The sequence below is a fragment of the Modicisalibacter sp. 'Wilcox' genome, assembly GCF_010993675.1.
GTDB classification, from domain to species: domain Bacteria; phylum Pseudomonadota; class Gammaproteobacteria; order Pseudomonadales; family Halomonadaceae; genus Modicisalibacter; species Modicisalibacter tunisiensis.
In genome coordinates, this window is record NZ_WNXF01000004.1 from 245601 (window position 1) to 271853 (window position 26253).

22 protein-coding genes and 1 pseudogene are annotated in these 26253 nt (G+C 70.1%); 10 read left to right on the forward strand and 13 right to left on the reverse strand.

The annotated features are described in order from the left end of the window. Positions 1 to 100: 100 nt before the first annotated feature. Both G7A98_RS05825 and G7A98_RS05830 read right to left on the reverse strand, forming a co-directional pair. Entirely contained in the window at positions 101 to 3406 is a 3306-nt protein-coding gene (locus G7A98_RS05825) for an AAA family ATPase (protein WP_163648542.1), read from the reverse strand. Next, the gene (locus G7A98_RS05830) at positions 3403 to 4650 is read right to left on the reverse strand and encodes an exonuclease SbcCD subunit D C-terminal domain-containing protein (RefSeq protein WP_205596225.1); all 1248 of its coding nucleotides are present in this window, start codon (positions 4648 to 4650) and stop codon (positions 3403 to 3405) included. Before G7A98_RS05830 ends, G7A98_RS05825 begins: the two co-directional genes overlap by 4 nt. Before the next feature lie 72 nt (positions 4651 to 4722). Between G7A98_RS05830 and nfi the strand changes: the two genes are divergently transcribed. Next, complete coding sequence (gene nfi / locus G7A98_RS05835) at positions 4723 to 5469, forward strand: deoxyribonuclease V (RefSeq protein WP_163648543.1); 747 nt, start codon at positions 4723 to 4725, stop codon at positions 5467 to 5469. An 8-nt stretch (positions 5470 to 5477) separates the two neighbouring features. On the opposite strand, the gene G7A98_RS05840 is transcribed toward nfi, so the two are convergent. Then, positions 5478 to 6368 (reverse strand): aldo/keto reductase, encoded by an 891-nt coding sequence (locus G7A98_RS05840; protein WP_276207477.1) that lies wholly within the window; start codon positions 6366 to 6368, stop codon positions 5478 to 5480. Positions 6369 to 6469: 101 nt separating this feature from the next. On the opposite strand from G7A98_RS05840, the gene G7A98_RS05845 reads away from it, so the two are divergent. Together G7A98_RS05845 and G7A98_RS05850 are read left to right on the forward strand one after the other, a co-directional pair. Further along, complete coding sequence (locus G7A98_RS05845; RefSeq protein ID WP_163648545.1) at positions 6470 to 7045, forward strand: DUF1415 domain-containing protein; 576 nt, start codon at positions 6470 to 6472, stop codon at positions 7043 to 7045. Positions 7046 to 7137: 92 nt separating this feature from the next. Beyond that, positions 7138 to 7566: an OsmC family protein gene (locus tag G7A98_RS05850; protein WP_163648546.1), complete on the forward strand. Its 429-nt coding sequence runs from the start codon at positions 7138 to 7140 to the stop codon at positions 7564 to 7566. A gap of 82 nt (positions 7567 to 7648) precedes the next feature. Here G7A98_RS05850 and G7A98_RS05855 read toward each other — a convergent pair whose 3' ends face one another. From G7A98_RS05855 to G7A98_RS05870, 4 genes are all read right to left on the reverse strand, one after another. Beyond that, positions 7649 to 9322: a GMC family oxidoreductase N-terminal domain-containing protein gene (locus G7A98_RS05855; RefSeq protein WP_163648547.1), complete on the reverse strand. Its 1674-nt coding sequence runs from the start codon at positions 9320 to 9322 to the stop codon at positions 7649 to 7651. A 123-nt stretch (positions 9323 to 9445) separates the two neighbouring features. Beyond that, positions 9446 to 10150, reverse strand: a complete 705-nt coding sequence (locus tag G7A98_RS05860; protein ID WP_163648548.1) for a gamma-glutamyl-gamma-aminobutyrate hydrolase family protein — start codon at positions 10148 to 10150, stop codon at positions 9446 to 9448. Further along, entirely contained in the window at positions 10147 to 11142 is a 996-nt protein-coding gene (locus tag G7A98_RS05865) for an amidoligase family protein (protein WP_163648549.1), read from the reverse strand. Before G7A98_RS05865 ends, G7A98_RS05860 begins: the two co-directional genes overlap by 4 nt. A 78-nt stretch (positions 11143 to 11220) precedes the next feature. Further along, positions 11221 to 12777 (reverse strand): cation:proton antiporter family protein, encoded by a 1557-nt coding sequence (locus tag G7A98_RS05870; RefSeq protein WP_163648550.1) that lies wholly within the window; start codon positions 12775 to 12777, stop codon positions 11221 to 11223. Between the two features lie 119 nt (positions 12778 to 12896). On the opposite strand from G7A98_RS05870, the gene G7A98_RS05875 reads away from it, so the two are divergent. Next, a complete protein-coding gene (locus G7A98_RS05875; RefSeq protein ID WP_163648551.1) occupies positions 12897 to 13712 on the forward strand; it encodes a creatininase family protein in 816 nt (271 codons plus the stop codon). On the opposite strand, the gene G7A98_RS05880 is transcribed toward G7A98_RS05875, so the two are convergent. Further along, positions 13688 to 14803, reverse strand: coding sequence for a GTP cyclohydrolase II (locus G7A98_RS05880; RefSeq protein WP_163648552.1), 1116 nt, complete (start codon positions 14801 to 14803; stop codon positions 13688 to 13690). The genes G7A98_RS05875 and G7A98_RS05880 overlap by 25 nt on opposite strands. A 177-nt stretch (positions 14804 to 14980) precedes the next feature. On the opposite strand from G7A98_RS05880, the gene G7A98_RS05885 reads away from it, so the two are divergent. Further along, the gene (locus G7A98_RS05885; protein ID WP_240464683.1) at positions 14981 to 15880 is read left to right on the forward strand and encodes a RibD family protein; all 900 of its coding nucleotides are present in this window, start codon (positions 14981 to 14983) and stop codon (positions 15878 to 15880) included. Here G7A98_RS05885 and G7A98_RS16680 read toward each other — a convergent pair. From G7A98_RS16680 to G7A98_RS05905, 5 genes and pseudogenes are all read right to left on the reverse strand, one after another. Beyond that, a pseudogene (locus G7A98_RS16680) lies at positions 15767 to 16639 on the reverse strand (lysylphosphatidylglycerol synthase transmembrane domain-containing protein); the annotation flags it as partial. The gene G7A98_RS05885 and the pseudogene G7A98_RS16680 sit on opposite strands and share 114 nt — an antisense overlap. Further along, positions 16636 to 17535, reverse strand: a complete 900-nt coding sequence (locus tag G7A98_RS05890) for a class I SAM-dependent methyltransferase (RefSeq protein WP_163648553.1) — start codon at positions 17533 to 17535, stop codon at positions 16636 to 16638. The pseudogene G7A98_RS16680 and the gene G7A98_RS05890, both read right to left, overlap by 4 nt. Position 17536: 1 nt before the next feature. Continuing rightward, positions 17537 to 18601, reverse strand: a complete 1065-nt coding sequence (locus tag G7A98_RS05895) for a glycosyltransferase family 4 protein (RefSeq protein WP_163648554.1) — start codon at positions 18599 to 18601, stop codon at positions 17537 to 17539. Beyond that, positions 18598 to 18996, reverse strand: a complete 399-nt coding sequence (locus tag G7A98_RS05900) for a 6-carboxytetrahydropterin synthase (protein WP_163648555.1) — start codon at positions 18994 to 18996, stop codon at positions 18598 to 18600. The genes G7A98_RS05895 and G7A98_RS05900 overlap by 4 nt, the downstream gene beginning before the upstream one ends. A 34-nt stretch (positions 18997 to 19030) precedes the next feature. Then, positions 19031 to 20005 carry a zinc-binding alcohol dehydrogenase gene (locus G7A98_RS05905; RefSeq protein ID WP_163648556.1) on the reverse strand — a complete coding sequence of 325 codons (975 nt, stop codon included), beginning with the start codon at positions 20003 to 20005 and terminating at the stop codon, positions 19031 to 19033. 226 nt (positions 20006 to 20231) lie between these two features. Here G7A98_RS05905 and G7A98_RS05910 point away from each other — a divergent pair, with 226 nt between their 5' ends. From G7A98_RS05910 to G7A98_RS05930, 5 genes are all read left to right on the forward strand, one after another. After that, a complete protein-coding gene (locus tag G7A98_RS05910) occupies positions 20232 to 21005 on the forward strand; it encodes a CDP-alcohol phosphatidyltransferase family protein (protein ID WP_163648557.1) in 774 nt (257 codons plus the stop codon). Then, the gene (locus tag G7A98_RS05915; RefSeq protein ID WP_163648558.1) at positions 21002 to 21616 is read left to right on the forward strand and encodes a YceI family protein; all 615 of its coding nucleotides are present in this window, start codon (positions 21002 to 21004) and stop codon (positions 21614 to 21616) included. Before G7A98_RS05910 ends, G7A98_RS05915 begins: the two co-directional genes overlap by 4 nt. 110 nt (positions 21617 to 21726) lie before the next feature. Continuing rightward, on the forward strand, positions 21727 to 22767 hold the full coding sequence (locus G7A98_RS05920; RefSeq protein WP_163648559.1) for a succinylglutamate desuccinylase/aspartoacylase family protein: 1041 nt from the start codon (positions 21727 to 21729) through the stop codon (positions 22765 to 22767). 87 nt (positions 22768 to 22854) lie between these two features. Further along, entirely contained in the window at positions 22855 to 23877 is a 1023-nt protein-coding gene (gene dusA, locus G7A98_RS05925) for a tRNA dihydrouridine(20/20a) synthase DusA (RefSeq protein WP_163648560.1), read from the forward strand. Positions 23878 to 24341: 464 nt separating this feature from the next. Next, a complete protein-coding gene (locus tag G7A98_RS05930; RefSeq protein WP_163648561.1) occupies positions 24342 to 25712 on the forward strand; it encodes a site-specific integrase in 1371 nt (456 codons plus the stop codon). Positions 25713 to 26253 lie beyond the last annotated feature (541 nt).

Below are 26253 nucleotides of genomic sequence, written 5' to 3' on the forward strand. Positions count from 1 at the left end.
TTCGCCCCTTCGGGTTGTGACTTACCAGGCCATGCTGCCCGGCTCGCGGAACATCAGCCTCCTCGTGTTTCCCTCAATCTTTCGATAAATCTCTGTACCGCTATCCGCTCACCAGCCGGGCCCGGCTGGTGCCGTTGCCTTCCGGCTCCACGCGGATCTGCACCGGGATGCGCTCGTGCATCTCCTGGACGTGGGAGATCACGCCGACGCGGCGGCCCTGGGCCTGCAGGCCGTCGAGGGCTTCCATGGCCAGCGCCAGCGACTGCGGGTCGAGGCTGCCGAATCCCTCGTCGATGAACAGCGACTCGATGACGAGCTCCCCGGAGGCCATGGAGGCCAGTCCCAGCGCCAGCGCCAGCGAGACGAGGAAGGTCTCGCCGCCGGACAGCGAGTGCACCGAGCGGCGCTCGTCGGCCATGTCGAGGTCGGCCACCAGCAGGCCCAGCTCGCTGCCGCCGCGCAGCAGCCGGTAGCGGCGCGTCAGCCCGACCAGATGCACGTTGGCGTGCTCGAGGAGCTGTTCGAGGTTGTAGGCCTGGGCGATGCGCCGGAAGGCCTTGCCGTCGGCGGAACCGATCAGCTCGCTGATGCTGCCCCAGCGGCGATACTCGGCGCGCGCCGCCTCGAGCTCGGCCCGGCCGGCCTGCTGGCGCTCGCGCCTGCGATCGTCGTCGCGCAGGGCATGGACGGCCGCGTCGCGGGCCTGCTGCGCGGCCTCGAGCCGGGGCGCGAGGGCGGCGCGTTCCTCGGCGAGTGAACGGCGACGACGCTCGATGGCGGCCTCGACGGCATCGCCGAGCAGGATTTCCGCCGTTTCCTCGCCTTCGCTCAGCCCCTGGCCACGACGGTGGTCGAGCAATGCCCGGCGGCGCTCGGCCAGGCGGGTGGCGGCCTGCTGACGGGCCGTCTCGGCATCCGCCACCTGTCGCGCCTGCTGCTCGGCTTCCGCGTCCGACTGGGCCAGCAGGCGGGCGAGCCGGTCATCGGTCAGATCGGGATGGGCGGCGCGCCAGTCGGCCAGTTCGCGCGCGAGCGTGTCGTGCTCGCGGCGCAGCGCCTCGAGGTGTTCGGCCTCGTGGTCTGTCTGCTGGGCGAGACGCTGATGTTCGCGCTGCGCCTGGTGATGGCGTGCCTGGGCGGCGTCCCGGGCCTGGCGGGCGTGTTCCTGGCGGGTGTCGAGGTGCTGCTGCCAGGCGTCCGGCGAGGCGTGCTCGCCGAGCCGTGTTCCGAGGTCGCTGGCCAGGGCATCGCGTGCCTGACGCAGCGGCGGCAGCCGTTCGGCCAGCTCGGTGAGTTCCTGCGCGAGCTCCGCCTGCCGCGAGTCGAGCCGGGCGAGCTCGACCTCGTCCTGGTGCAGCGCCTGGTTCAGCGGCGCGAGCTCGGTCTCGGCCCGGGCCAGCTCGTCGAGGACGCGTCGATGCTCGGTGCGCCGGGCCTCGCTGGTCTGCTGCTGGTGGTCCAGCCAGGCCTGGCGTTCCTCGGCGGCGATGGCGGCCAGCTCGGGCTGCAGCGGATGCGCGTCGAGGGTCCGGTGCGCTTCGGCGCGCTGCCGGTCGGCGTTGCCGAGGTCCTCGCGCTGCTGGGCCACCGAGGCCTTCAGGGCGCGGTATTCACCTTCGATGTCGTAGCGCTGCTGGTAGGCCCGATCGCGCTGATCCTGCGCGTCTGCCAGCTGGCGCTCCTCTTCCGCCTGCTGGGCGGCGAGCTGGGCGGCCTCCGGCGAGACGGGCGGCCGGTGACGCCAGGGATGCTCGAGCCCGCCGCATACCGGGCAGGGCTCGCCGTCCGCGAGGCCCTCGCGCAGGCGCATGACGCTCTCGCTGCGCACGGCGCGGCTGCGCTCGACAAAGGTCCGAGTGCTCGTGAGATGGCGCTCGGCGTCGTCGAGTCGCTGCCGGGCGGCCCGGCCCCGGGCGAGCAGTGCCTCGAGTCGCTGCGCGTTGTCCGCCAGACGCGTCGTCAGCGTCTGATGGACTTGGTCGGCGCGACAGGCCGCCTGCCAGTGGCCGTGCAGCTCACTCAGCGCGAGCCGGCGCTGGGCGGCCGCCTCATGGGCCCGCTGGGCGGCCTGTCGGGCAGTGTCCAGATCGTCATGGCCGCCGATCAGGCGCTGCAGGTCGGCGTGCCAGCGGTCGCGCTGCTCGCGCCGCCGGGCATGGGCGTCGTCGGCCTGGCGCCGCTGCTCGGCGAGGGCGGCGGCGCGTCGACGGCGCTCCTCGTAGGTGCGCTCGAGTTCCGCCAGTTGCTGCTCCCGGGTCGCGAGCCGCTGGGCCAGTTCACGGGCGTCGCGCAGCCGGGGCTCGGCCTGCCGGCGTGCCTCGGTGGCTTCCGTCAGCGTGCGTTCGGCGGCCTCGCTGGCGCGCCTGGTCTGTTCCCGTGCACCTTCGGCGTCGGTGAGCGCTCGCCGCGTCTGCTGGTGGTTCGCCGCCAGGGCGCCGATCTCGCCGGGCAGCTCGGCCTGGCGGGTCAGCCGATGGCGCTGAGGGAGCATCACCTGTCGCCAGACCTGATCCTCCCGGGTGGATGCCAGGGCCTGCCAGCGGGCCTCGGCGTCCTCCTGCTGACGCCGGCCCTCGGCACAGGCCTCGCGCAGCCGCGCATCGGCGGTGTGCCACTGCTCGCGGCTCTCCAGGCGGGCGGCCTCGTGCTGACAAGTGTCCAGCTCGCGCTGGGCGGCCTCGGTGCGCTGCTCGAGTTCGGCGCGGGCCTCGGCGTCGGCGGGCAGGTCGTCGGCGAGCCGGGTCTCGATACGCTCGACGGCCTGTCTGGCCTCGCTGGCGCGACGGAAGGCGGCCTTCGAGATGGCGGAGTATTCATGGGTACCGGTCAGGCGCTCCAGCAGGTCGCTGCGGGCGTTGTCGTCGGCCTTGAGGAAGGCGGCGAACTCGCTCTGGGCCAGCAGCACGGCGCGGGTGAACTGCTCGAAGGAAAGCCCCAGGCGCTCGGGGAGCATGTCCTTGAATTCATTTTTCTGGGTAGTCAGCAGGCGGTCGTCGTCGAGATCACGCAGTGACTGCTCGGCGGCCTGCAGGCGGCCGTCGACCTTCTCTCGGGCGCGGCGCACCCCCCAGCGGGCGCGGTAGCGGCGGCCGTCGCGGCCGACGAAGTCGACCTCGGCATGGCCGGCGGCGGTGCCGCGACGCAGCAGGGTGCGCGGGTCGGCGGTGGTCAGCGCGACACCGGCGGCGTCGGTGACCTGACTGTCGCGCTGGGGCGCCTGGCGCAGGCGCGGCGTGTTGCCGTACAGCGCCAGGCACAGGGCGTCGAGCAGGGTGCTCTTGCCGGCGCCGGTGGGGCCGGTGATGGCGAACAGGCTGGACTCGGCGAGCGGCCCATGGGTGAAGTCGAGCTCGAGCGGGCCGGGCAGCGAGGCCAGGTTGGCCAGGCGCAGGGCGAGGATCTTCATGCGCCGTCCTCCGCGTCGGCATCCAGCACGTCCTGGCGCAGCCGGTCGAAGTCGGCGAGCACGTCATCGCCTGGCGGCTCGCCCCAGCGGTCCTGCCAGCGGCGCGCGAAGAGCCGGCGCGGGCCGAGCGCCTGCAGGTCGACCCGGGCGGGGGCGTCGGGGGTCGCCGCCTCGGGCAGCCGGCGGGCCAGACGCAGCAGGCGCAGACCGCGACCCGCCAGCGCCGCCTCGACCCGCGCGCGCAGGTCGGGCAGGGGGGCGTCGAGGTCGACGCGGATCTCCAGCCAGGGCCAGGTCTCGCGGGGGCTGTCGGGGTCGTCGTCGAGGGCGTCGAGCTCGGCCAGCACCGTGTCCAGGGAGGCCGGGCCGAGGCGATGCATGGCCACCGGGCGCGGCACGGGCAGGGCGTCCACGGTGCGCAGCCGCTCGCCGTCGAGGGTGATCTCGACGACCTGGTGGGCGTAGTCGACCTCGCTGAAGGCCATCGGCAGCGGGCTGCCGCTGTAGCGGATGCGTGTCTCGCCGACCTGCTGGGCGCGATGCAGGTGGCCGAGCGCCACATAGGCGATGTCGTCGGGAAACAGCGCGGCGGAGACGGCTTCCTCGCCGCCGATGACGATCGGCCGTTCGCTGGCCTCGGACACCGCCGCGCCCTGCAGATGGGCATGGCTCATGGCGACGAGCGCCTGACCGGGAGCGCGTCGCCGGCGGGCGGCGGCGATCAGCTCGTGGTGAACCCGGGTGATGCCGGACACGTAGTCGTCGGCCTGCGTCTCGCCCTCGCGGCGGCCGGTCACCTCGGCGGGGCGCAGGAAGGGCAGGGCCAGGCACCAGGCGCGGGTTTCGCCCTCGGCATCGGTGAGCGGCACCAGCAGGCGCTCGGCGTCGAGGCGGCCGTCGTCGCGCCAGTGCACCCGGCCCCGGGCGTGGGTGCGCAGCCGGGCGAGCAGCGGCGCGGGCAGTTCGATGCGGTTGCCGCTGTCGTGATTGCCGGCGATCAGCACGATGTCGAGCGTCGGCAGGCGCTCGTGGGCGGCGACGATGAAGTCATAGAGCAGCCCCTGGGCGCGCAACGAGGGATTGACCACGTCGAAGAGATCGCCGGCGACGAGCAGGGCGTCGGGGCGGCGCGTGGCGAGCGTGTCGAGCAGCCAGTCGAGGAAGGCTCGATGCTCGGCGTGGCGCTCCTGGCCGTGAAAGCTCTGGCCGAGGTGCCAGTCGGCGGTGTGGAGAAGTGTCAGCATGGACGCCCGGGATTCCCTTGCGCGACAAAACCCCTAGTCTACCTTAGTGACCACCCTGAACCAGGAGCCTCCATGCCGAGAACCGCCTTGCACGACTGGGACCTGTCGCCGGAGGAAGCCATTGCGCTGCAGACGCGCCTGGCCACCCGGCTCGAACGCCGCGACCGCTGTGATCCGGTGACGCATGTCGCCGGGGTGGATATCGGTTTCGAGGACGGCGGCGCGACCACCCGCGCGGCGGTCGTGGTGCTGCGCTGGCCGGATCTCGAGACGGTGGAGCAGGTGGTGCACCGCGAGCCCACGCGCATGCCCTACATTCCCGGCCTGCTGTCGTTTCGCGAGATTCCCGCCGCGCTGGGCGCCTTCGACAAGCTGTCGCGGCGGCCCGAGCTGGTGATGGTCGACGGGCAGGGCATCGCCCATCCTCGCCGGCTGGGCATCGCCGCGCACCTGGGGCTGTGGCTCGATCTGCCGACCCTGGGGGTGGCCAAGAAGCGCCTGTGCGGCCGTCACGGCGAGGTGCCGGCGGCGAAGGGCGAGTGGACGCCGCTGACCGATCGCCGGCGTGCCGAGGACCCGGCTGACGTGCCGCTGGACGACGACGGCCGGGTGGTGATCGGCGCCGTGCTGCGTTCCCGGGAGCGGGTCAAGCCGGTGATCGTCTCGCCCGGTCATCGCCTGAGCCTGGCCACGGCGCTGGAGTGGACGCTGGCCTGCCTGGGGCGCACCAAGCTGCCGGAGCCGACGCGGCTGGCGGATCGGCTGGCCTCACGACGTGGCCGGGCGTTCCGTGACCCCGGCGCGCCTTCCTTGCTGTAGCGGCGCGTTTACACGATATCCAGCGGGGGCTTGCGCTCGGGCGCCGGGAAGGCGGCGTCCAGCCGGGCCAGGGCCGTGGCGTCGAGGCGCAGCGTCAGGGCCTCGGCGTTGGCGCGGACGTGCTCGGGCTGCACCGCCTTGGGAATGGCGATCACGTCGCGTCGTCCGTCGGGGGCGGGGCGAATCGCCCAGGCCAGCAGCACCTGCTCCGGGGTGGCACCGTGTGCCTCGGCCACGGCTCGCACCTCGGCGTGGCCGAGCAGGTCGCGGCGCAGGCGGCCGCCCTGGGCCAGCGGGCAGTAGGCCATGGTCGGCAGGTCGCGTTCGCGCTGGCGGGGCAGCAGGCTGTGCTCGATGCCGCGCGAGCCCAGATGATAGAGCACCTGGTTGACCGCACAGCGCTCGCCGCCGGGCAGCGACCAGAGGGCCTGCAGGTCGTCGAGGTCGAAGTTGGAGACGCCGAAGCGGCGGATCTTGCCCTGCTCGAGCAGGCGCTCGAAGGCCTCCAGGGTCTCGTCGAGAGGGATGTTGCCCGGCCAGTGCAGCAGGTAGAGGTCGAGATGGTCGGTGCCCAGCCGCGCGAGGCTGCGCTCGCAGGCGGCGATGGCACTGTCGCGCCCGGCGTTCCAGGGATAGACCTTGGACACCAGGAAGGCCTCGTCGCGCCGCCCGCGCAGGGCGTCGCCGACGACCTCCTCGGCGCCGCCGTCGGCGTACATCTCGGCGGTGTCGATCAGGGTCAGTCCCAGGTCGAGCCCCTGCTGCAGGGCACGAACCTCGTCGTGACGCGGGGCGCGTCCCTCGCCCATGTACCAGGTGCCCTGGCCGAGCGCGGGCAGGGTGACGGCCGAGGCCGTGGCGGTGGCCGGCAGGGTGACGGTGGTGCGGGTGTCGGACACGATGGCCTCCACTATGTGGTAATGATTTCCACTCATGGTGGGCCAGGCGCCGCAGTGCTGCAAGGGCTATACTGCACGGCCTTCTGCCATGAGAGCGTGCCATGTCTTCCTCGACCGTCGAGACGGCCGCGATCGCCGCCACCCGTGCCTGGGTGACGCGTTTCGTGATCGCCCACAACCTGTGCCCCTTCGCCGCGCCCGAAGTGCGTCGCGAGCGGGTGCGCTACATCACCGTGGCGTCGAGAAACACCGAGGCCGTGCTGCAGGCCCTGATCGAGGAATGCCGCCGCCTCGATGCCGACGAGACGGTGGAGACAACGCTGCTGATCCTGACCGGGGCGGTGGCGGCCTTCGACGACTACCTGGATCTGCTGGACCTGGCGGAACGCCTGCTCGACCTCGAGGGCTACACCGGGCGCTACCAGCTGGCGAGCTTTCATCCGGACTACTGCTTCGCGGATGCCGAGCCCGACGACCCGGCCAACGCCACCAATCGCTCGCCCTGGCCGATGCTGCACCTGCTGCGCGAGGCGAGCCTGAGTCGGGTGCTCGAGGACTACCCGGACCCCGAGAGCATCCCCGAACGCAACATGGCGCGACTGCGCGGCCTGGGGCAGGCCGAGGTGGCCGCTGCACTGGCCGCCTGCCGGGAGGATGCGAAGGCGTCGGACAGCTGAGCCCTTGAAGTGCGCCGGACTCGTCGGCATGCACTACAGTGAGCGAAGCGGCGCCGACGCGCCGCCACGTCATCACGGAAAGGAGGCAGTACATGACGATCAAGAAGCAGGGGTCGGCCCAGTGGCAGGGCAGCCTGAAAAGGGGCAAGGGTCAGGTGTCCACCGAGAGCGGGGCGCTCGAGGCCAACCCCTACGGTTTCAACACGCGCTTCGAGGGGCAGGCCGGGACCAACCCCGAGGAGCTCATCGGCGCCGCCCATGCCAGCTGCTTCTCGATGGCGCTGTCGATGATCCTCGGCGAGGAAGGTCTGGAGCCTGAAGCCATCGATACCCGGGCGACCGTGTCGCTGGTGCAGGATGACGAGGGCTTCAGCATCCCGGCCATCCATCTGGAAACCCGGGCCCGGATCCCCGGTGCCGATGCGGACGTCTTTCAGCGTTGCGCCGACAAGGCCAAGGCGGGGTGTCCGGTGTCCAAGCTGTTAAACGCCGAGATCACCCTGGAGGCGCGTCTCGACTGACGGCACGCCGTTTCTCGCTGTGCGGCCCGCGCCCTGCGGGCCGTTTTTCCTTCCGCCCCTCGTCTCGTGCCGTGCGTCTTTCTCAGGAAACGCTTGCCTCGGCGGCTGAGGGTACCTCGCTGCCAATGGCCTGCCACTGACGCTCCTCGAGCATCATCGCCGCGGCCTTCTCGGCGATCATCAGGGTCGGCGAGCAGGTATTGCCGGAGACGATGGTGGGCATGATCGAGGCGTCGACCACCCGCAGGCCATCCAGGCCGTGCACGCGCAGCCGGTCGTCCACCACCGCCTGCGGGTCCTGACCCATCTTGCAGGTGCCCACCGGGTGGAAGATGGTGGTGCCGATGTCGCCCGCCGCCTCGGCCAGCGCCGCGTCGCTCTGGTAGTCCGGGCCGGGCTTGATCTCCTCGGGGCGGTAGGGGGCCAGTGCCGGGGCGCCGGCGATGCGCCGCGTGAGGCGAATCGCGTCCACCGCGACGCGCCGGTCCTCGGCCTCGCTCAGGTAGTTGGGGGCGATGCGCGGCGGCTGGCGCATGTCCCGGGAGCGAATCGTCACGTGGCCGCGGCTGGCCGGCCGCAGGTTGCACACCGAGGCGGTGAAGGCGGGGAAGTCGTGCAGCGGCTCGCCGAAGGCGGGCAGCGACAGCGGCTGAACGTGATATTCCAGGTTGGCGCTGGGCTGGTCGGGGTCGGAGCGGGCGAAGGCGCCGAGCTGGCTGGGCGCCATGGTCAGGGGCCCGCTGCGCTTCAGCAGGTACTGCCAGGTCATGCCCAGCTTGCCCCGCCAGGAGCCGGCGATCTCGTTGAGGGTGCGGGCGCCCTGGATGCGATAGATCATGCGCAGCTGCAGGTGATCCTGCAGGTTGGCGCCGACGCCCGGCAGCTCGTGCACCCGCGGGATGGCCAGGGCATCGAGCAGCGCCCGGGGGCCGACCCCGGAACGCTGGAGGATCGACGGCGAGCCGATGGCGCCGGCACAGAGAATCACCTGGCCGGCGGCCAGTGTCTGGAAGGCGCCGTCGAGGCACACGCGGATGCCGCAGGCCCGGGGCTTCTCGCCGCCGGTGTCGAACAGCACGCGGTCGACCTCGGCGTCGGTGATCAGGGTGAAGTTCTCGCGCGCCTCGAGTCCCTTCAGAAACGCCTTGGAGGCGTTCCAGCGCACGCCGCGACGCTGGTTGACCTGGAAGTAGCTGCTGCCCTCGTTGTCGCCGAGGTTGAAATCGTCGATCGGCGGGATGTCCTGCTCGGCGCAGGCGGCCCGGAAGGCCTCGAGGATCTCCCAGCGATGCCGCTGACGTTCGACGCGCCACTCGCCGCCGGCGCCGTGGGCGTCGCTGGCGCCGGCATAGTGGTCCTCGCTGCGTCGGAAGTAGGGCAGCACGCTCTGCCAGTCCCAGCCGGCGTTGCCGAGCGCGGCCCAGTGGTCGTAGTCGCGGGCCTGGCCGCGCATGTAGATCATGCCGTTGATCGACGAGCTGCCGCCCAGTACCCGGCCGCGGGGATAGCCCAGCGAGCGCCCGTTGAGGCCGCCCTCCTCCTCGGTGCGATAGCACCAGTCGGTGCGCGGGTTGCCGATGCAGTACAGATAGCCGACCGGGATGTGAATCCACGGGTAGTTGTCGCGTCCCCCGGCCTCGACCAGGGTGACCCGGTGGTGCGGGTCCTCCGAGAGGCGCTTGGCGAGCAGGCAGCCGGCGGGGCCGGCGCCGACGATCAGGGTGTCGGCGGCCGCGTAGGCGCGGGCGTGAGTCATGGCGGCGTGGCTCTCTTGTCGTTGTTGGCTGCTCCCCAGCCTAGGCCAGCCGGGGTGGCGACGCAGAGCCCGACCATGGTCGAAGCGGGGCGGCGAGACCACGGTCGGTGTCAGAGCACCGGGTCAGAGCACCTCGTCGGAGCGGGACAGCGGGCGGGGTGCCTCGCGGGCGGCGGCGCGCTCGACCAGGGCACGGATCAGGCGCTGCTGGGGACGATTGAAGACCAGGAACTCCGGATGCCATTGCACGCCGATGACGAAGTCATGATCGGTGCTCTCGATGCCCTGTACCAGGTCGTCGCGGTCGCGGGCGACGACGCGGACATTGTGGCCGGTACGATCGATGGCCTGGTGGTGGAGGCTGTTGACGTGGCAGCTGTCGACGCCCAGCAGCTGGTGCAGGCGGCTGCCCGGCGTGACTCGAACGGTCTTGCGCGGCAGCACGGTGCGGCGTGGGCGAATATGCTCGAAGGTGGCGTGGATATCGGTGATCAGCGAGCCGCCGAGGAACACGTTGATGATCTGGGCGCCGCGGCAGATGCCCAGCACCGGACGGTCGGTCGGCAGCACGCGCTCGAGCAGCGCCAGTTCCAGGGTGTCGCGCTGCGGGTCGACACGCACGTCGAGCTGCATCTCGCCGCCGTAGAGCTGGGCGCCGATGTCGTCGCCGCCGCCGACGATCAGGCCGTCGAGAGGTACGTCGCTGCCGCGCGACGGGGACAGGCGGACCGGCAGCCCGCCGGCGCGCCACACGGCCAGCCAGTCGCACCACCAGGCGAGACGGCTCTTGTGATCCGAGGTCGTGATGCCGATGCGCGGACGTCTCATGCCTCCTTCATCCACTCCCTGAGTCGATCCAGCCAGCGCGATACCGAGGGGCGCCGGTGATGAGCCAGATAATCCGCGCTGCGTTGGGCCAGCAGGTCGGCATCGGCGGCCAGCCGCTCCACCTCGACCCAGCGATTCCACTCCGCGGTGGCCGAGCCCGGCTGCGACAGCTGGGCGTTGGGCAGGCGGTAATGGAAGGTCGGCCGGGGCTTGACGAGTTCCTCGTGCAGCAGGGCGTGCGGGCTGTCGGGGCGCAGGTGGGCGAACAGCGGGCACAGGTCCAGCTCGCGGTTGCGGGTCGGGTTGGCGGCCAGGTAGTCATCGATCAGGGTATCGAGATCCGGCCGGTAGTCCGGATCCAGCACCTGCATGGCATAGTCCCGTGGAAAGGGATTGGCATGGGGCAGCATCGCACGGGTGATGTCGATGTCGATCTGCTCGCGCAGCCAGTCGGCGAGAATCAGATAGGCGCGCAGGTGGGCGAGCAGCGTGGCGGCGTCGGTAGCGGGCACTTCGGGATTGAGGTGCAGGCCGAAGCCGTAGAGCAGGCTGTCGCGGGTGTCGCGTGCACCCTGCACGCGCAGGGCGGCGAACAGCGCGTCGAGCTCGCCGAGAGCCGGCCAGGGCAGCGGCGGGCAGATGATCTCGGTGGGCACCACGCCGGCCACGGCGTCACCGATCAGCTCGCGGGTGCGGTTGTGCAGGACCAGTCGCCAGTGCAGCCACTCGTCGTCGCCGCGCTCGCGGGCCTTCTGTACCAGGGCATCATCCGGGTGCGCGTACTTGGCGTCGAGCTCGATGGTGAACTCGCCGCGGGGCGTGCCGACGACCTTGAGCCGGTGCGGGCCCAGGCGTTCGATCTGCCCGCCGAAATGCGACTGCACGAGTTCTGCGGCGGCCTGCGGAGCGATGGCGGCGAACTCGATCTCCACGCCCACCCGGCGGAAGTCGCCGTCCGGAGTGCATGGCGAGGGGGGCGCTGCGGGTGTCATGCGGCCCTCCGGGGAAAAGTGGTCTGGCACCCATTGCAACGGTTGAGGCCGGCCCTTGCAAGCCTTGTTTGCCGCCGTCTACCGTGTCGCGGCGACATGCAGTCCCTGACGGACGTGTTCGGCCAGCCCCAGGCCGGCCTCGTGCATGGTCAGGTAGGTCTGGTTGGCGCCGGCCTGGCGAATCGCCTCGGCCTCGTCCTCGTAGAGGCTGTGGGCGACGATGGCCCCGGTGAAGCCGTGCGCGCGCAGCTGACGCGTGGCGAAGATCTTGGTCTCGGCGTCCGGCAGCGACAGCACCACGACCTCGACGTGGCGCAGCTCGACGCTGTTCCAGAAGCCCACGTCCTCGACGTCGGCGTAGACCACGTGTCGGCCGTCACGGACATGGCTCTCGACCCGGCTGGGGTCGGCATCCAGGCCGATCAGGTACGTGTGGTCGGCATGCAGCCGGTCGTAGGCGGCGGTGCCGGTGCGCCCCATGCCGACGATCATCACCCGGGCCTCGCCCAGCGAGGCGGGCTGTTCGTCGGGGTGCCAGTGATCCTGCTCGAAGCGCCGCAGGAAGGGCTCGAAGCGGGCGAACAGGGCGTGCGCGTTGCGTTGCAGGGGGGCGGCGACGAGAAACGACAGCGCCACCGCCAGCGCCAGGCTGACCAGGGCGTCGGGCACCAGCGCGGCGGCGACGATCAGCCCGAACTCGCTGTAGCTGGTGAGACTGATGGCGGCCTGGAAGGCGTTGCGCGCACGCAGCCGGAAAAGGATCAGCAGGAAGAAGAACAGCGCGGCCTTGAGTGGCAGCAGGGCGGTGAAGGCCAGGGCGAAGCCCAGCGACTGCCAGTCGGGCAGCCCGGACATGCCGATCTTGAGGAAGAAGCCGACGAGGAACAGCTCCTTGAGCGCCCACAGCGACTTGCCCAGTTCCTGGGCGCGGGGATGGCCGGCCACCAGGGCGCCGAGCAGCAGTGCGCCGACCTCGCCGGACAGGCCCAGTGCCGTGAAGCCGGCTCCGCCGATCACCACCGCCAGCACCAGCCCCATCAGCAGCAGCAGTTCGTCGTGGCCGCTCCAGTCGATCAGCCGGTAGAACAGCGGACGCAGCAGCGGCAGGCCGAGCAGGCACAGCGCCCATGGCGAGGGGACCTGGCCGGTGGAGAAGGCCAGCACCACCAGGGCAATCAGGTCCTGGATGATCAGGATGCCGATCGCCACCCGGCCGTGGAAGGCGCGCAATTCGCGGCGGGCCTCCAGGCTCTTCGCCGAGAGCACGGTGCTCGAGAAGGCCAGGGCCACGGCCAGCAGCTCCGCCGTGGGCCAGGGAATGCCGCCCAGCCAGTGCAGGCCGGGGGCGAAGACCGCCAGGGTGGCGATGAAGTGGATCAGGCCGCCGCCGAGCACCTCGGGCTGGCCGAGGCTGCGCAGCTTGAGCTTCAGGCCGACCGTGAACAGCAGCAGCAGCACCCCCAGGTGCGAGACATGGTCGAGGATGGCCGGCGTGCTCGCGGGCAGCGCAAGATGCTCGGCGAAGGGGTTGATGAGAAAGCCGGCAGCGAGGAAGCCGATGAGTGCCGGAAGGCCGCACCGCCAGGCCAGCAGCCCGAGCATGAAGGCGACGGTGAGACAGATGACTTCCAGCATGGCAGGCTCCCTGGCAGACGAAGGGGGTGATGGGGCGATCGAAGCGGCTGCATCCTAGCGTATCCTGACGTAATGTCGATGACGATGGTGCCGTATTCGCGACGATCGAGGGTTGACCCATGACACGACAGCCGGGACGGGACTGGCAGGCATTGACCAGCATCGAGCTGCGCGAGCGTGTGACTTCGGACACGGTGGCGCTGCTGCCGATGGGGGCGATCGAGCAGCACGGCGGCCACCTGCCGTTGTCCACCGACCACGACATCGCCGCGGGGCTGGCGGCGGCGGCGCGCCGGCGACTGGCGGACGACTTTCCGCTGCTGGTGCTGCCGGCCATGGCGGTGGGGGCCAGCGACGAGCATCTGAGCTTTCCCGGCACCCTGAGCCTGCCGGCGGAGGTGGCCATCGCGGTGATCGAGGCCCACGGCGATGCGCTCGCCCGAGCCGGCGTGCGACGCCTGGTGCTGTTCAACGCCCACGGCGGCAACAAGGGCGTGATGGAGATTGCCGCGCTGCGGCTGCGACGGCGCTGGGGCATGCTGGTGGTCAAGGCCCACTACATGCGCTTCGCACCGCCCGAGGGGCTGCTGCCCGCCGAGGAGTGGCGACATGGCCTGCACGGCGGCGCCCTGGAGACCTCACTGATGCTGGCACTGGCTCCGGCATCGGTGCGCCGGGAGTGCCTCGCGCATCCCGAGTCACGGGGCGAGACGATGGCTGCCGACGGCGGCCGGCTGGGGCCCGAGGGCGAGGCGGCGTTCGCCTGGCTGGCCGAGGACCTGCATCCCGGCGGCGTGGTCGGCAACGCCCGGCTGGCCAGCCCCGAGCTCGGCGAGCGGCTGGTGGCCCACTACGCGACGCGGCTGGCCGACATGCTCGGCGAAACCCGCGCCATGGCCACCGACGCCTTTCAGGCCCGGCCGGACTCGCGATGATCGCCGAGCACCTCGTCGAGCAGATGCCCGGCGCGATGGGCCTTGGCATGCAGGTAACGGGCGTTCTCCTCGGTAAGCCGGCCGTAGACGGCCTGGCGTTCGGCGACCTCGATGCCGCCGTCGCTCAGGGCGGCGATCTTGACCGGGTTGTTGGTGAGCAGCTGTACCCGCCGGATGCCCAGCGCGGCCAGCATGTCCACGGCTACCCCGTAATGCCGCTCGTCCTCGCCGAAGCCCAGGGCCTGGTCGGCATCCACGGTATCCAGCCCCGTGTCCTGCAGGGTGTAGGCGCGCAGCTTGTTGGCCAGCCCGATGCCGCGCCCTTCCTGGGCCAGGTAGAGCAGCACGCCGCCGCCCAGAGCGGCGATCTCGGCCACGGCGTTGCGCAGCTGTTCGCCGCAGTCGCAGCGCAGGCTGGCGAACAGATCGCCGGTCAGGCAGGCCGAATGCAGGCGCAATGGCACCGCGCTCGGCCAGTGCTCGGCCTCGCCGATCACGATCGCCACATGCTCGCGCAGCCCGTCGGGCTCGCGGAACAGGATGAAGCGGCTCTCGGCGGCCTCGGCCAGCGGAATCCGTGCCTCGCTGACCCGACGCAGCATGCCGCGGGCGGTGTCGAACAGGCGTGACGCCTCGCCGGCCTCGACGGCCAGCAGCTCGCCGCTGGCCAGGCGCGCCTCGATGCCGGGGCGTTCAGCGTCGGACACGCGGGTCGTCAGCGCCGCGGGAATCAGCAGGGCGCGGCGCATCAGCGCCAGGGCCGCCCGATCGGCCTGTCCGGCCGGATGCAGCTCGGGCAGGGCACCGACGGGGTCCAGGCCGAACGCCAGGGCGTTGAGCTGCCGGATGTCCCGACACAGGACGGGTGTCAGCGGCAGACGGGCGCCATCGGCATCGATGCGATGGCCCAGGCGTGCCAGACGGTGGCGGCTGAGTACCAGGCTCGGGGCGTCCGGCCGCTCGGCCAGGGCGGCGAGCCCGGCGGCGTCGAGACCTTCCAGCGGGTGCACGAGGCGGGTGTCGTCGCCGTCACGCAGCAGCACCGGCAAGCCGCGACGGATATCGAAGAGGGCGCGTTCGACCTGATGCATGAGCGTCTCCTTGCGTTGGGGTTGCCCCGGCGCAGCCGGGCTGCGCATGATGAGCCGTCACGCCTTCCCGGAGGGGACATGCACGACTCGCTTCTTTCAGCGGCCTGGCGGCTGGTCCGTCAGGCCCGTGAACATGACTGGTCACGTATCTCCGTCGCCCGTTTCGCGGCCGAGGGGATGGCCCTCGAGGTGTGCCGTGGTGGCGCCTGGCGCAGCAATAGCGACCTCGACGAGGCGGTATGTGACCTCCTCGACTGCCTGCTGCCGCTGGTGGCGCGCCCCGGGGCGCTGGCCATCGCCCAGCTGGGACAGAGCCTCGACGGGCGCATCGCCACCGAAACCGGCGCCTCGCACTACATCAACGGCCTGGCCAGCCGGGTCCACCTGCATCGCCTGCGGGCCCTGGTCGATGCCGTGCTGGTCGGGGCCGGCACCGTGGCCGCCGACGACCCGCAGCTGACCGTGCGTCACGTCGAGGGCCGCCACCCCTGTCGGGTGATCCTCGACCCGCGCGGCCGCCTGCCCGCCTCGCGGGTCGTCTTCCAGGACGGACTGGCCGCGACCTGGCACCTGGTAGGCCGCGGCGTGCCGCCCCTGGCCGGGGTCGGCGCGCATGTCCGGCATCTCGAGCTGGATGTCCCGCCCGGCGACATCGCCCCCGCCACGATTCTCGCGGCGCTGGCTGCCGAGGGGCTGCCTCGGGTGCTGATCGAGGGCGGCGGCATCACTGTCTCGCGCTTTCTCGATGCCGACGTGCTGCACCGTCTGCACGTCCTGATGGCGCCGTTGCTCATCGGCTCCGGGCGCCCCGGCCTGACCCTGCCCGCCATCGATACCCTCGACCGGGCGCGCCGCCCGCCGATGCGCCACTTCGTCTGCGGCGAGGACCTGCTGCTCGACCTGGCGCTCGCCGACGCCGCGCCACCGGCGCAGCAGACAGAGGGCACCGGGCAGGCTGGCCAGCAGCACCAGCAGGCCGTAGGTCATGGAGATCGCCACGCCCTGGGCGGCGGGCAGGCCGACCAGGCTCCAGACCAGTGCGGCGGCGCCTTCGCGCAGCCCCCAGCCGGCGACTGACAGCGGCAGGGCCATGGCCATCAGCACCGGCGGGACCAAGGCCATCAGGGCCAGCGTCGGCAGCTCGGCCCCCGCGGCCCTGGCCGCGCACAGGTAGACCGCGATGTAGCTGGTGACCACGGCCAGCGAGCCGAGCAGCTGGCGTGGCCAGGCGGCCGTGGCGAGCAGGGTGCGGGCCAGGTCGCCGCCCAGCCCGGCCAGCGCCCGGGGTGGCCGGCGATACAGCGTGATCAGCCCCGCGGCCAAGCCCGACAGGCCCAGCACCGCCGCGGCCTGCGCGGTACCGGGCAGCGCGGCGAGGGTGTCGCCGGCGAGCGCGAGCGGGGCCTGCCAGACCGGGGTGAGCAGGGCCAGGGCGGTGACCCCCCACAGCACCAGCTGGCCCGAGGTGCGCTCGATGACCACGGCCCGGACCGCCGCACGCCGCGCACCGCTGGCGCCGGCATGCCGCCAGGCGCGGGCGACATCGCCCATCACGCCGCCGGGCAGCAGCTGATTGAGAAAGGTCGCCAGGTAGTATTCACGGAAGGCCGCCGCGCGAGACAGCGGCACGTCCAGCAGGCGGGCGGTGAGCCGCCATCGCCAGGCCGAGACGACCACCTGGGGCAGGCTGGTCAGCAGGCCGAGCACGACCCAGCCGAGTGCCAGCTCGTCGAGCTCGGCGGCGATCGTCGCCGGCTCGAGCCAGGCCAGCAGCCCGGCCAGCAGCGCCAGGCTGAAGGCCAGGCGCGCCAGGGTGCCCGGCGGTGGGCGTGTCATGGCGCGTGACGCGGGTGGACGAAGAGGTCATCGTGCTCGACGCGAACTCCCCAGTCCCCCGCCTCCAGTCGAGCCCGGCGGTGGGCGTGCCAGGCATGCAGGCGCGCGGCCGAATCGGGGCGCTGTTCGAGGGCGGCCTCCGCCCAGCCGTCGAGCAGGGCCAGTGCCAGCGGACGCGCATCGGCGTCGGAAGGCGGCAGTCTCCAGGGGCTGGCGGCACGCCTCAGGTCATAGCCGTGGGCGGCGAAGCGTTCGGCGAGGGTGTCGGTGGCCGCGCCGCCCAGGGCGGTGCCGAAACCTTTGTCACGATGCTGGTGCTCGTCGAGGGTGCGGCGTACCCAGCGATCGTCAGCGTCCTCCCGGTCGTGGCCGTCGGCGTCGATGAAGCACCAGCCGCCGGTGATGCTGAGCGTGAACAGGCCGGGCAGGCGCCGTTCCACCATGGCCTGCACGACCCCGGCGAGCCAGTCGCGCGAGACCAGATCGAACAGGGCCGAGGCGAAGACCAGGTCGGCGCCGTCGAGCAGGGTCGGATCGAAGGGCGTCAGTGAGCGTGCCTCGGTACGCCACGTCAGGGGGCGACCGGCGTCATCGCGCAGCGCCCGCAGGCGCGCTTCGGTCCGGCCGAGCAGCTCGGCGTCCTGGTCGATCAGTCGCCAGTGCTGGGGGCCGGGCAGGCGCGTGGCCAGGTGGGCCACGTTGCTGGCGCTGCCGCAGGCCAGGTCGATCAGCTGCAGCGGGCGATCATCATGGCGACATCCCTGCAGCCAGCGACGGGCCGCAGCCGTCAGCGAGCCGTCGCGTGCCCGATGATCGGCGGGTTCGCGCAGGGCCAGCCAGCGGCCCTCGAAGCGGCCGCCCGGCGGCGGTGTGCGGCTTGCCGGTGCCAGGGTCATGTCAGTGCGCCTCCGGGGTGTCCATGAGGGCGGCGGCAAAGGCGCGACCGGCCGTGTCCCAGTCGGCCAGCGCCCGGCCAGCCTGGCGGGCGCCCTCGAGCAGGCGCTCGCGCAGGGCGGCGTCATCCAGCCAGCGCGCCAGGGCCTCGGCCAGGGCCGGGGAATCGCCGGGCGGCACCTGCAGGCCGGCGCCGTCGGGCAGCGTATGGGCCAGGGCGCCACCGGTGGTGGTGAGCACGGGCAGCCCGTGGGCCAGGGCCTCGCTGATCACCATGCCGTAGCCCTCGTAGTGCGAGGGCAGCACGAACAGGTCCGCCGCCGCGTAGGCCTCGGCCAGGGCATGGGGCGGGCGCTCGCCGAGCAGGTGGACGCGCTCGCTCAACCCGTGGACGGCGAGGCGTTCGCGGACGTGCTCGACATGGGCGACATCGCGATCGAGGCCGCCGATGCAGTCGCACTGCCAGTCCCGGTCGGCCAGCCCGGCCAGGGCCTCGGCCAGGATGTCGTGGCCCTTGCGCGGGGTGAGCGTGGCCACGCACAGCAGCCGGGCGGGGCCGTCGTGGCGGGCGCTGCGCCGGGGGAGCCGCGGCGGGCGTTCGACACCGGGCTCGATGACGTGGAGGCGGTCGGCGCCCACCTGGAAGTCGGCGAGCCGGCGGGCGGTGAAGGGGCTGGTCACGATCACCCGGTTCACCGCGGCCAGCGCGCGTGTCTCGCTGATCCGGAAACGGGTGCTCTGGGCGTCGTCGAGGCCGGTCTCGTCGGCCAGCGGGTGGTGGACCAGCGCCGTGATGGCCAGGCGCGGGGCGTGCTGGGCGACGATCTCGGGCAGTCCGCCCATGGCCAGGCCGTCGATCACCACCCGCGCGCCGTTGGGGCAGTCGGCCAGGGCCGTGTCCAGCGCCTGGCCGGCGGCGGCGTCGGGCTCGGGGAAGCGCCCCTGAAGCCCCACGACCGCGACCTGCCAGCCCTGATCGCGCAGGGCGTCGACGATGCGGGCGTCGTAGACGTAGCCGCCGGTGAGCTGGCCGGGGTCACCGGCGACGATGAAGGTCAGGTCGGTCACAGTGCCCCCTCGTAGCCGGCCCAGGCGATGTGTGATTCGTGCAGCGTCACCTTGAGGTGGGTCAGCGCCTTGGCGCCTTCACCCAGTTCGCCGTCGCGGATCCGCCGGGCCAGGCGCTCGAAGACCGCCTGCGCCATGAACTCGGTGGTGGTGTTGCGGCCCCGGAAAGCGTCCTGCTCGTCGAGGTCGGTGAGGTGGAATTCCGCCAGCACGGTCTTGAGGGCATCGCCGGCCAGGCCGATGTCGACGACCAGGTCATGCTCGTCGAGCTCGGGGCGCTCAAAGGTCACGTCGACCACGTAGGTCGCGCCGTGGCGGCGTTGCGCCGGACCGAAGACCTCGCCCCGAAAGCTGTGGGCGATCATCATCTGGTCGCGGACGGTAAGGCTGAACATCGTGTCGGGCTCCTTGGCTCGCGATGGCGAGCCGTCATGCGTAGCGTAGGCGGTGACAGAGGGCGCCGCGGGCCCGGGCCAGCCGCGGCATCAGCTCGGGCAGGTCGGCGAACGGGCTCTCGGCCTCGATCAGGGCGTCCAGGCGCGGGTCGGCGAGCAGCTCCAGGGCCAGACCCAGGCGGCGCCGGTGCGACCAGCGCGCCCGGCGTGCCGGGGCCACCGAACCGACCTGGCTGGACAGCAGGGTCAGGCGACGGGCGTGGAAGGCCTCGCCCAGCGGCAGGCTGACGCGCTGCCGCCCGTACCAGCTCATCTCGACCAGCGTCGCCTCGAATCCCGCCAGGGTCAGGGCGTGTGCCAGGCCCCGGGGGGCGCCGCTGACGTGAAACACCAGGTCGGCGTCGCCGCTGGCCGCGTCGGGGGATCGGAAGGCCATGCCCAGCGCGCGGGCGAGGGCGGCACGCCCGGGGTCGATGTCGATCAGTTCCACTCGCGTGCCGGGCAGGCTCGCGCAGAGGTAGGCGACGAGCGCGCCGACTACCCCGGCGCCGACCACCGCGATGCGATCGCCGGGGCGCGGTGCCGCGTCCCACACGCCGTTGAGGGCGGTTTCCATGTTGGCGGCCAGCACCGCGCGTTCGGCGGGCAGGGCCTCGGGCAGTGGCACGACGGCCTCGGCCGGCACCACGTAGCGATCCTGGTGCGGGTGCAGACAGAACACCTCGCGACCCCGCAGGGCCGACGGGCCGTCCTCCACCACCCCGACGCTGGCATAGCCGTACTTCACCGGCCCCGGGAAGTCGCCCGCCTGAAAGGGCGCGCGCATGCGCTGATGTTCGGAAGGAGGGACCTCGCCATTGAACACCAGCGCCTCGGTGCCCCGGCTGATGCCGCTGTAGCGGGCGCGAACCCGCACCTCATCCTCGCCCGGGGCAGGGAGCGACTCCTCGCGCAGGGCACCGTGGCCGGGCGTGAGCGTCCAGAAGGCCGTGGCAGTGGAGGTGGGCATGGCAGCGTCCTTGTCATCAGCGAGGCGTTCCCGTTGGCATCCAAGACGGGGAGCGCCTACCTTGTAAAACTGTTGTATAATTGTTGTACAGAATGGCGTCCTTGTCACGGGGTCCTGCAGAAGGTGACGGCGGTGGCGTGCATCGCCTGCCATAGTGAAACAAGTTGTCCCGGTGTGGCCTCCGGCGTCAAGCCGCGATGCCTGCCGCCGGTCAAGGAGGTGTCGGATGACGGAATCGTCGGGAAGGCAGGGCGGGCGACGTTCGGTGTGGCCGGGTCTCGTCGAGGGGCTGCTGGGCCTGGTGACGTTCGTTCTGCTCACGGAGCTGCTGTTGCTGTGGCTGTCCGGACCGGCCGCCTGGCGATTGAGTGCCGGGGCCATCTTCACCGGGATGCTGGCGGTGGTGCTGTGGCGGCTGGCGGCATCGCGGCAGTCGCTGGGCTGGGCCAACCGGGTGACGCTGGTGCGGGGCATGCTGGTGGCGGCGATCGCCGGAGCGGTGGTGTTCCCCGAGTTCATGGCCAGCCGGGGCGGTGCCATGGCCGGGCTGGCGCTGGCGGCGCTGGCGCTCGATGGCGTGGATGGCTGGGTGGCGCGGCTGACCCATTCGGTGTCGCGCTTCGGGGCCCGCTTCGACATGGAGCTCGACGCCTTCTTCATCCTGGTGCTGTGCGCCGCGCTGGTGGCGCTGGGCAAGGCCGGCGTCTGGGTGCTGGCCATCGGCGCCCTGCGCTACGGGTTCGTGGCGGCCGGCTGGTACGCGGCCTGGCTGCGACGGCCGTTGCCGGAGCGTCGGCGGCGCAAGGCGATCTGCGTCTGGCAGGTGGTGACGCTGCTGGCGGGTCTGCTGCCGTTCATGCCGGCATGGCTTGTCGCGGCGCTGGCCGGCGTGGCGCTGGCCCTGCTGGTGCTGTCGTTCGCGCTGGATATTCGCTGGCTGTGGCAGCGACGCCATCAGCCGCCGTTCGGGGCGCATCCGCCCCATGGAGGGGTGTCATGATCGCGCGTTGCGTGTCGCTGCCGGCCACCCGGGCCATCGCCCTGACGCTGCTGCTGGGTCTGTCGTCGATCGCGGGCATGGTACGGGCGGCGCCGGCCACCTACCGGATCGATCCCGAGCATTTCTCGATCGGTTTTCTCGTGTCGCACATCGGCTACGAGCGGTTGCTGGGGCAGTTTCTCGAGGGCGAGGGCGAGTTCGTCTATGACGAGGCCACCCGTGTCCTGGGAAAGGGGCGTATCGAGATCGCCGCGGACAGTGTCTTCACCAATCACGACGCGCGCGACAGCCACGTGCGGGGTGGGGACTTCCTTGCCGCCGGCAGGTACCCGGCGATCGTCTTCGAGCCGACGCGGCTGATCACCGAGGACGGCCGCCACGGCACGCTGACCGGGGATTTGACCCTGCGCGGGCAGACACATCCCGTGACCCTGGAGGTGACTCTCAACAAGGCGGCCGTGTACCCGTTCGGCCACAAGGCCTACACCCTGGGAGTGTCGGCGCGGACCGCCCTGTCGCGCAGCCGCTGGGGGATGACCTACGGGGTGGCCGATGGCCTGGTCGGGGATGAGGTCGAGGTGCTGCTCGAGTTCGAGGCGATCCGCCAGTAAGGGCGGCTCGTCATGGGCAGCCTGGGTCGATGTGGGGCGGCAGGGGGTCGTCAACGCGGGCTTCGGTGAGTATAAGGGAGTCATGATCCACCAGAGGACTGTGCAGCATCATGGCTCGAGCTCCCTTTGAACTGGCCGGCGTGCGCGTCGCGCCAGGCTCCCGCGCCCAGATCGATGTGCCGGTCGCCAAGCTGTATACCCACGCGCCGTTGCACATCCCCGTGGAGGTGGTGCACGGCCGCCAGCCCGGGCCGGTACTGCTGGTATGCGGGGCGATACATGGCGACGAGATCAACGGCGTCGAGATCGTGCGCCGCCTGCTGCGCTCGGCGGCGATCCGGCGCCTGCGGGGCACGCTGATCGCCGTGCCGATCGTCAATGTCTTCGGTTTCGTGCAGCACAGCCGCTATCTGCCGGATCGGCGGGATCTCAATCGCTGCTTTCCCGGCAGCGAGTCGGGCTCGCTGGGCTCACGGGTGGCGGCGCTGTTCCGCGAGCAGATCGTCGATCAGGCCAGCCACATCATCGACCTGCACACCGGCGCCATCCATCGCACCAACCTGCCGCAGGTGCGTTCGCAGCTCAGCATCGGCACCGAGACGGCGGCCATGGCCGAGGCCTTCGGTGCACCGGTGATCCTCAATGCCGAGCTGCGCGAGGGTAGCCTGCGCCATTATGCCCAGAGCCGGGGCGCGCCCGTACTGACCTACGAGGCCGGGGAGGCGCTGCGCTTCGACGAGTGGGCGATCGCCCCGGGGGTACGCGGCGTACTGCGAGTGATGCGTCATCTGGGGATGCTGGCGGCCGATCATCGCCGGCGTCGCGAACCGCCCGCGGCGGAGGTCGCCAATGGCTCGAGCTGGGCACGGGCGCCGATCGACGGCATCCTGCGCCCGCAGGTGCGCCTGGGTGCCCGGGTTGCCAGGGGGCAGGTGCTGGGACGGGTCGCCGACCCCTTCGGCAATGCCGAGGGCGAGGTGCGCGCCAATGCCGACGGCATCGTCATCGGCATCAGCAACCTGCCGCTGGCCAACGAGGGCGAGGCACTGTTCCACGTGGCGCGCTTCGAGGCCATCGAGGAGGCCGAGAGCGCCGTCGAGTCGTTCCAGTCGGATTACTACGAAGGCCTGCCGGACCCCGAGCGGCCGTGACGGCCCGGGCACTGGGCGCCAGTGCCCGGGTTGCGTACAATGCGCGCTTTCCGGCAACCGCCCGAACGAACATCCCGGAGGCCATCGATGATGCAACCGACAGGTCATGACCCCCTGGCGCGTGCGCGCCGCTTTTCCGTGGCGCCGATGATGGACTGGACCACGCGCGATTACCGGGTGTTTGCACGGACCCTGAGTCGCCGCGCGCTGCTCTATACCGAGATGGTCACCAGCGGCGCCATCCTGCACGGCTCGCCGCGCGAGCGGTTCCTGGGCCATGATGATGTCGAGCATCCGCTGGCCCTGCAGCTGGGCGGCAGCGATGCCGGCGAGCTGGCCGAATGCGCGGCCATCGCCGAGGCGTGGGGCTACGACGAGGTCAACCTGAATGTCGGCTGTCCCAGCGACCGGGTGCAGAACAACCTGATCGGCGCCTGCCTGATGGGCCATCCGGACAAGGTGGCCGCGGCCGTGACGGCGATGCAGGCGGCGGTGTCGATTCCGGTGACCGTCAAGTGCCGCATCGGCATCGACGATCAGGACGAGGACGCCGACCTGGCGCGCTTCGTCGCGCGGGTGGCCGATGCGGGCTGCGAGATCTTCACCATCCATGCGCGCAAGGCCTGGCTGCAGGGGCTCTCGCCCAAGGAGAATCGCGACGTGCCGCCGCTCAACTATCCGCGGGTGCATCGCCTCAAGCGCGACAACCCGTCGCTGCATATCGGCATCAATGGCGGCATCAGGACGCTCGACGAGTGTCGTTCTCACCTCGAGCAGGTCGACAGCGTGATGATCGGCCGCGAGGCCTATCAGAACCCCTGGTTGCTGGCCGGGGTGGACGCGGCCCTCTACGGCGAGCCCGGCCCGGTGGCCACCCGGCACGAGGCGGCGCGGGCACTGCGCCCCTATCTCGTCCGGCGCCTGGCGGAGGGGGCGAAGCTCAATCACGTCACCCGCCACCTGCTGGGGCTGTTCCAGGGTTGTCCGGGCGGGCGGCGCTTCCGCCGGCATCTTTCCGAGCATGCCCACCGCGAGGGGGCGGGCATCGCGGTATTCGACGATGCGCTGGGCCTGGTTCCCGAGACATCCCGTGAGCCGGCGCTTGCCTGACCTGACTTACAGCCCGTTTCCAAACTATCGGAATGATGGGCGCAGGGGACAAGGCGAAGCGAGGGTCCTTTGCCATGGCCGGAAAGTGATCCCTCCCATTCCGGCATTTCCGCCATCCATGGCGGTCAGATGACAAAGGTAGCGCCCATGGAAGGGTTTACAGCGCCCTCGTAAAGCCTTGCCCCCGGCAATGCCCATCCCGGCTAGCGGTTCCGAGAGGAGCTTTTAGCCGCGTAATCCCATAGCGCCACCGTCAGCCACTTAAGCACACGAAAAAAGCCCCACCGTGAGGTGGGGCTTTTCGATGCTGCCCGTCCACGCAGGACGGGGCAGTCAGGCCGGGGCCGGTCGGCTTACATCATGCCGTTTCATCACACCCTAACCTACTGAAACCGTTGACGTTCAAGGGGTTGCGGCTACAATACTTCCTACATTCCTTCCTACATTTTGTGCCGCCTATAGACATGAACGACCGGAAGCATCTCAAGCTACGCCACAACACCTGGTACTTTCAGAAGCGCGTCCCGAAGGCGCTGAAGCCCCTCTACCCCGACCGAGACATCATTGAGCAGTCCCTGGAGACGGGGGACATCAGGGAGGCGCGGGAGAAGCGAGACATCCTCCTTGGACAGCTACGCCAAAGAGAGCGGCTGTTGAAGGTTCAGGAGCAGCCCCGCCAGCGATTCCTGCAGTATGTCGACCAGCTGAGTCAGGTGGCCGGGGATCGGTTCGTTGGCCCAGGTGTGACTTGGGATGAAGTCTTGGACCCCGAATCAGTTGGCCGAGCGACCGATCCTGAGTATGTGGAAGCCTTCAAGGCCGTTACGCAAGGCAAGTCCGAGAGTGAGAAATATGGCGTGACCTTGAAGGAGGTGCTCGACTACTTCATCAGGAACAGTGAGCGTGAGCAGCTCCACACCGAAGGCACCAGAAGCCGCTTCAAAAAGACCGTTACTGCTTTCCTGCGTTACCTCAACAGCAGTGATATCCAGATGAGCATGATCGAACGCTCTAAGGTGTTTGATTTCATTGAGCACTGCAGGGAGAAGCTATCAGGGGCCACCGTGCAGGGCCATATCTCCCGCCTGAAGACGCTATGGGACTATGCCTATGCACGGGCCTGGGTATCGGCTAACAACCCCTTCGAGAAGCACAAGATCAACACCACTAAGGGGCGTCAGAAGAAACAGCCTTTCACACCCTCCGAGCTGAAAGATCTCATGGCAGCCATGGAGCGCCAGCCTTTCTCGATGCAGCTTCTAACCCGGATGGGGCTCTACACCGGGGCTCGAATCAGCGAGTTGGTCAGCCTGAGGCTCCATGACTTCAAGAAAGAGGATGGCGTTCTTCTCATGGGTATAGCCTCGCAGGAGGACGGCAAGACAGAAGCAGCGACCCGATGGATTCCGGTGCCAAAGCCTTGCCTCCCCCAAGTTGAGAAACTCAGAACGGACGCAGCCCATGCGGGCTCGGAATATCTCTTCCATGATCTGGTGAGTATTCGACCGGATGGACGGCTTGCCTATCTGGCTACCAAGCGATTCGGCGAGATCAAGCGAAAGCACGTAACCGAGCGCCAGGACAAAGGCTTCCATTCATTCCGGGTAATGATGGCTACAGCATTGCAACAGGGCGATGTCTCGGAGTTGGTAGCTGCCTACCTCCTCGGCCACAGTCGTAAGGGGCTCACCATGAGCTACGGCTATTACAGCAAAGGCTATGATGCCAAGAGGCTTCAGGAAGCGCAGGATCGTGCAATCGCAGTGATTGACGAGACCCTTGGCAAGGAATCCTACCCGGCCATCCCCCAACCGCAACACGCGGAGGCTGTGTAATCCCGTACCCAGGTTCACCGCGTTTGACGGAGGGGAAACCCCTGAACAGCAACATGCAAGATCGCTGCAAGATCGGCGACGTTCAATTAGGTGACAGTATTGGAGAAGAAGCGACAATTTCAGATCACGAATGATCAGCTGTTGTCGCCGTATAGAAAGACCTCACCGGGAGACGCACATGCAGCGTCCCCAGAGGCCTACTTCCTTTGAGCTTCCGGCATGAGCTGTATGAACGCACCAGTTGGCACAAGCAGACTGGTGGCAGTTGGGGCAGACGTGAACCGGACAAGACCGGCGCAGATGATTTGAGGGGGCACTGCGTTGAAGTCGGCTACATCTGACATGGTTCAGGTGGTGGTAGTAGAGGGGGCGAAGCCCCACTTTCAGTGGGTCTTATAGTTCTTCTATAAGATATCCATTACTTCATTACCATCATAAGTAATCACCTATACAGGTCTCTATCTCCTGAATCCGTGATGCCGGCGTCGACACTTTCCCTATCGCCGTCAGCGAGCATTTTTTGACCTCCGATTCCGTCTCA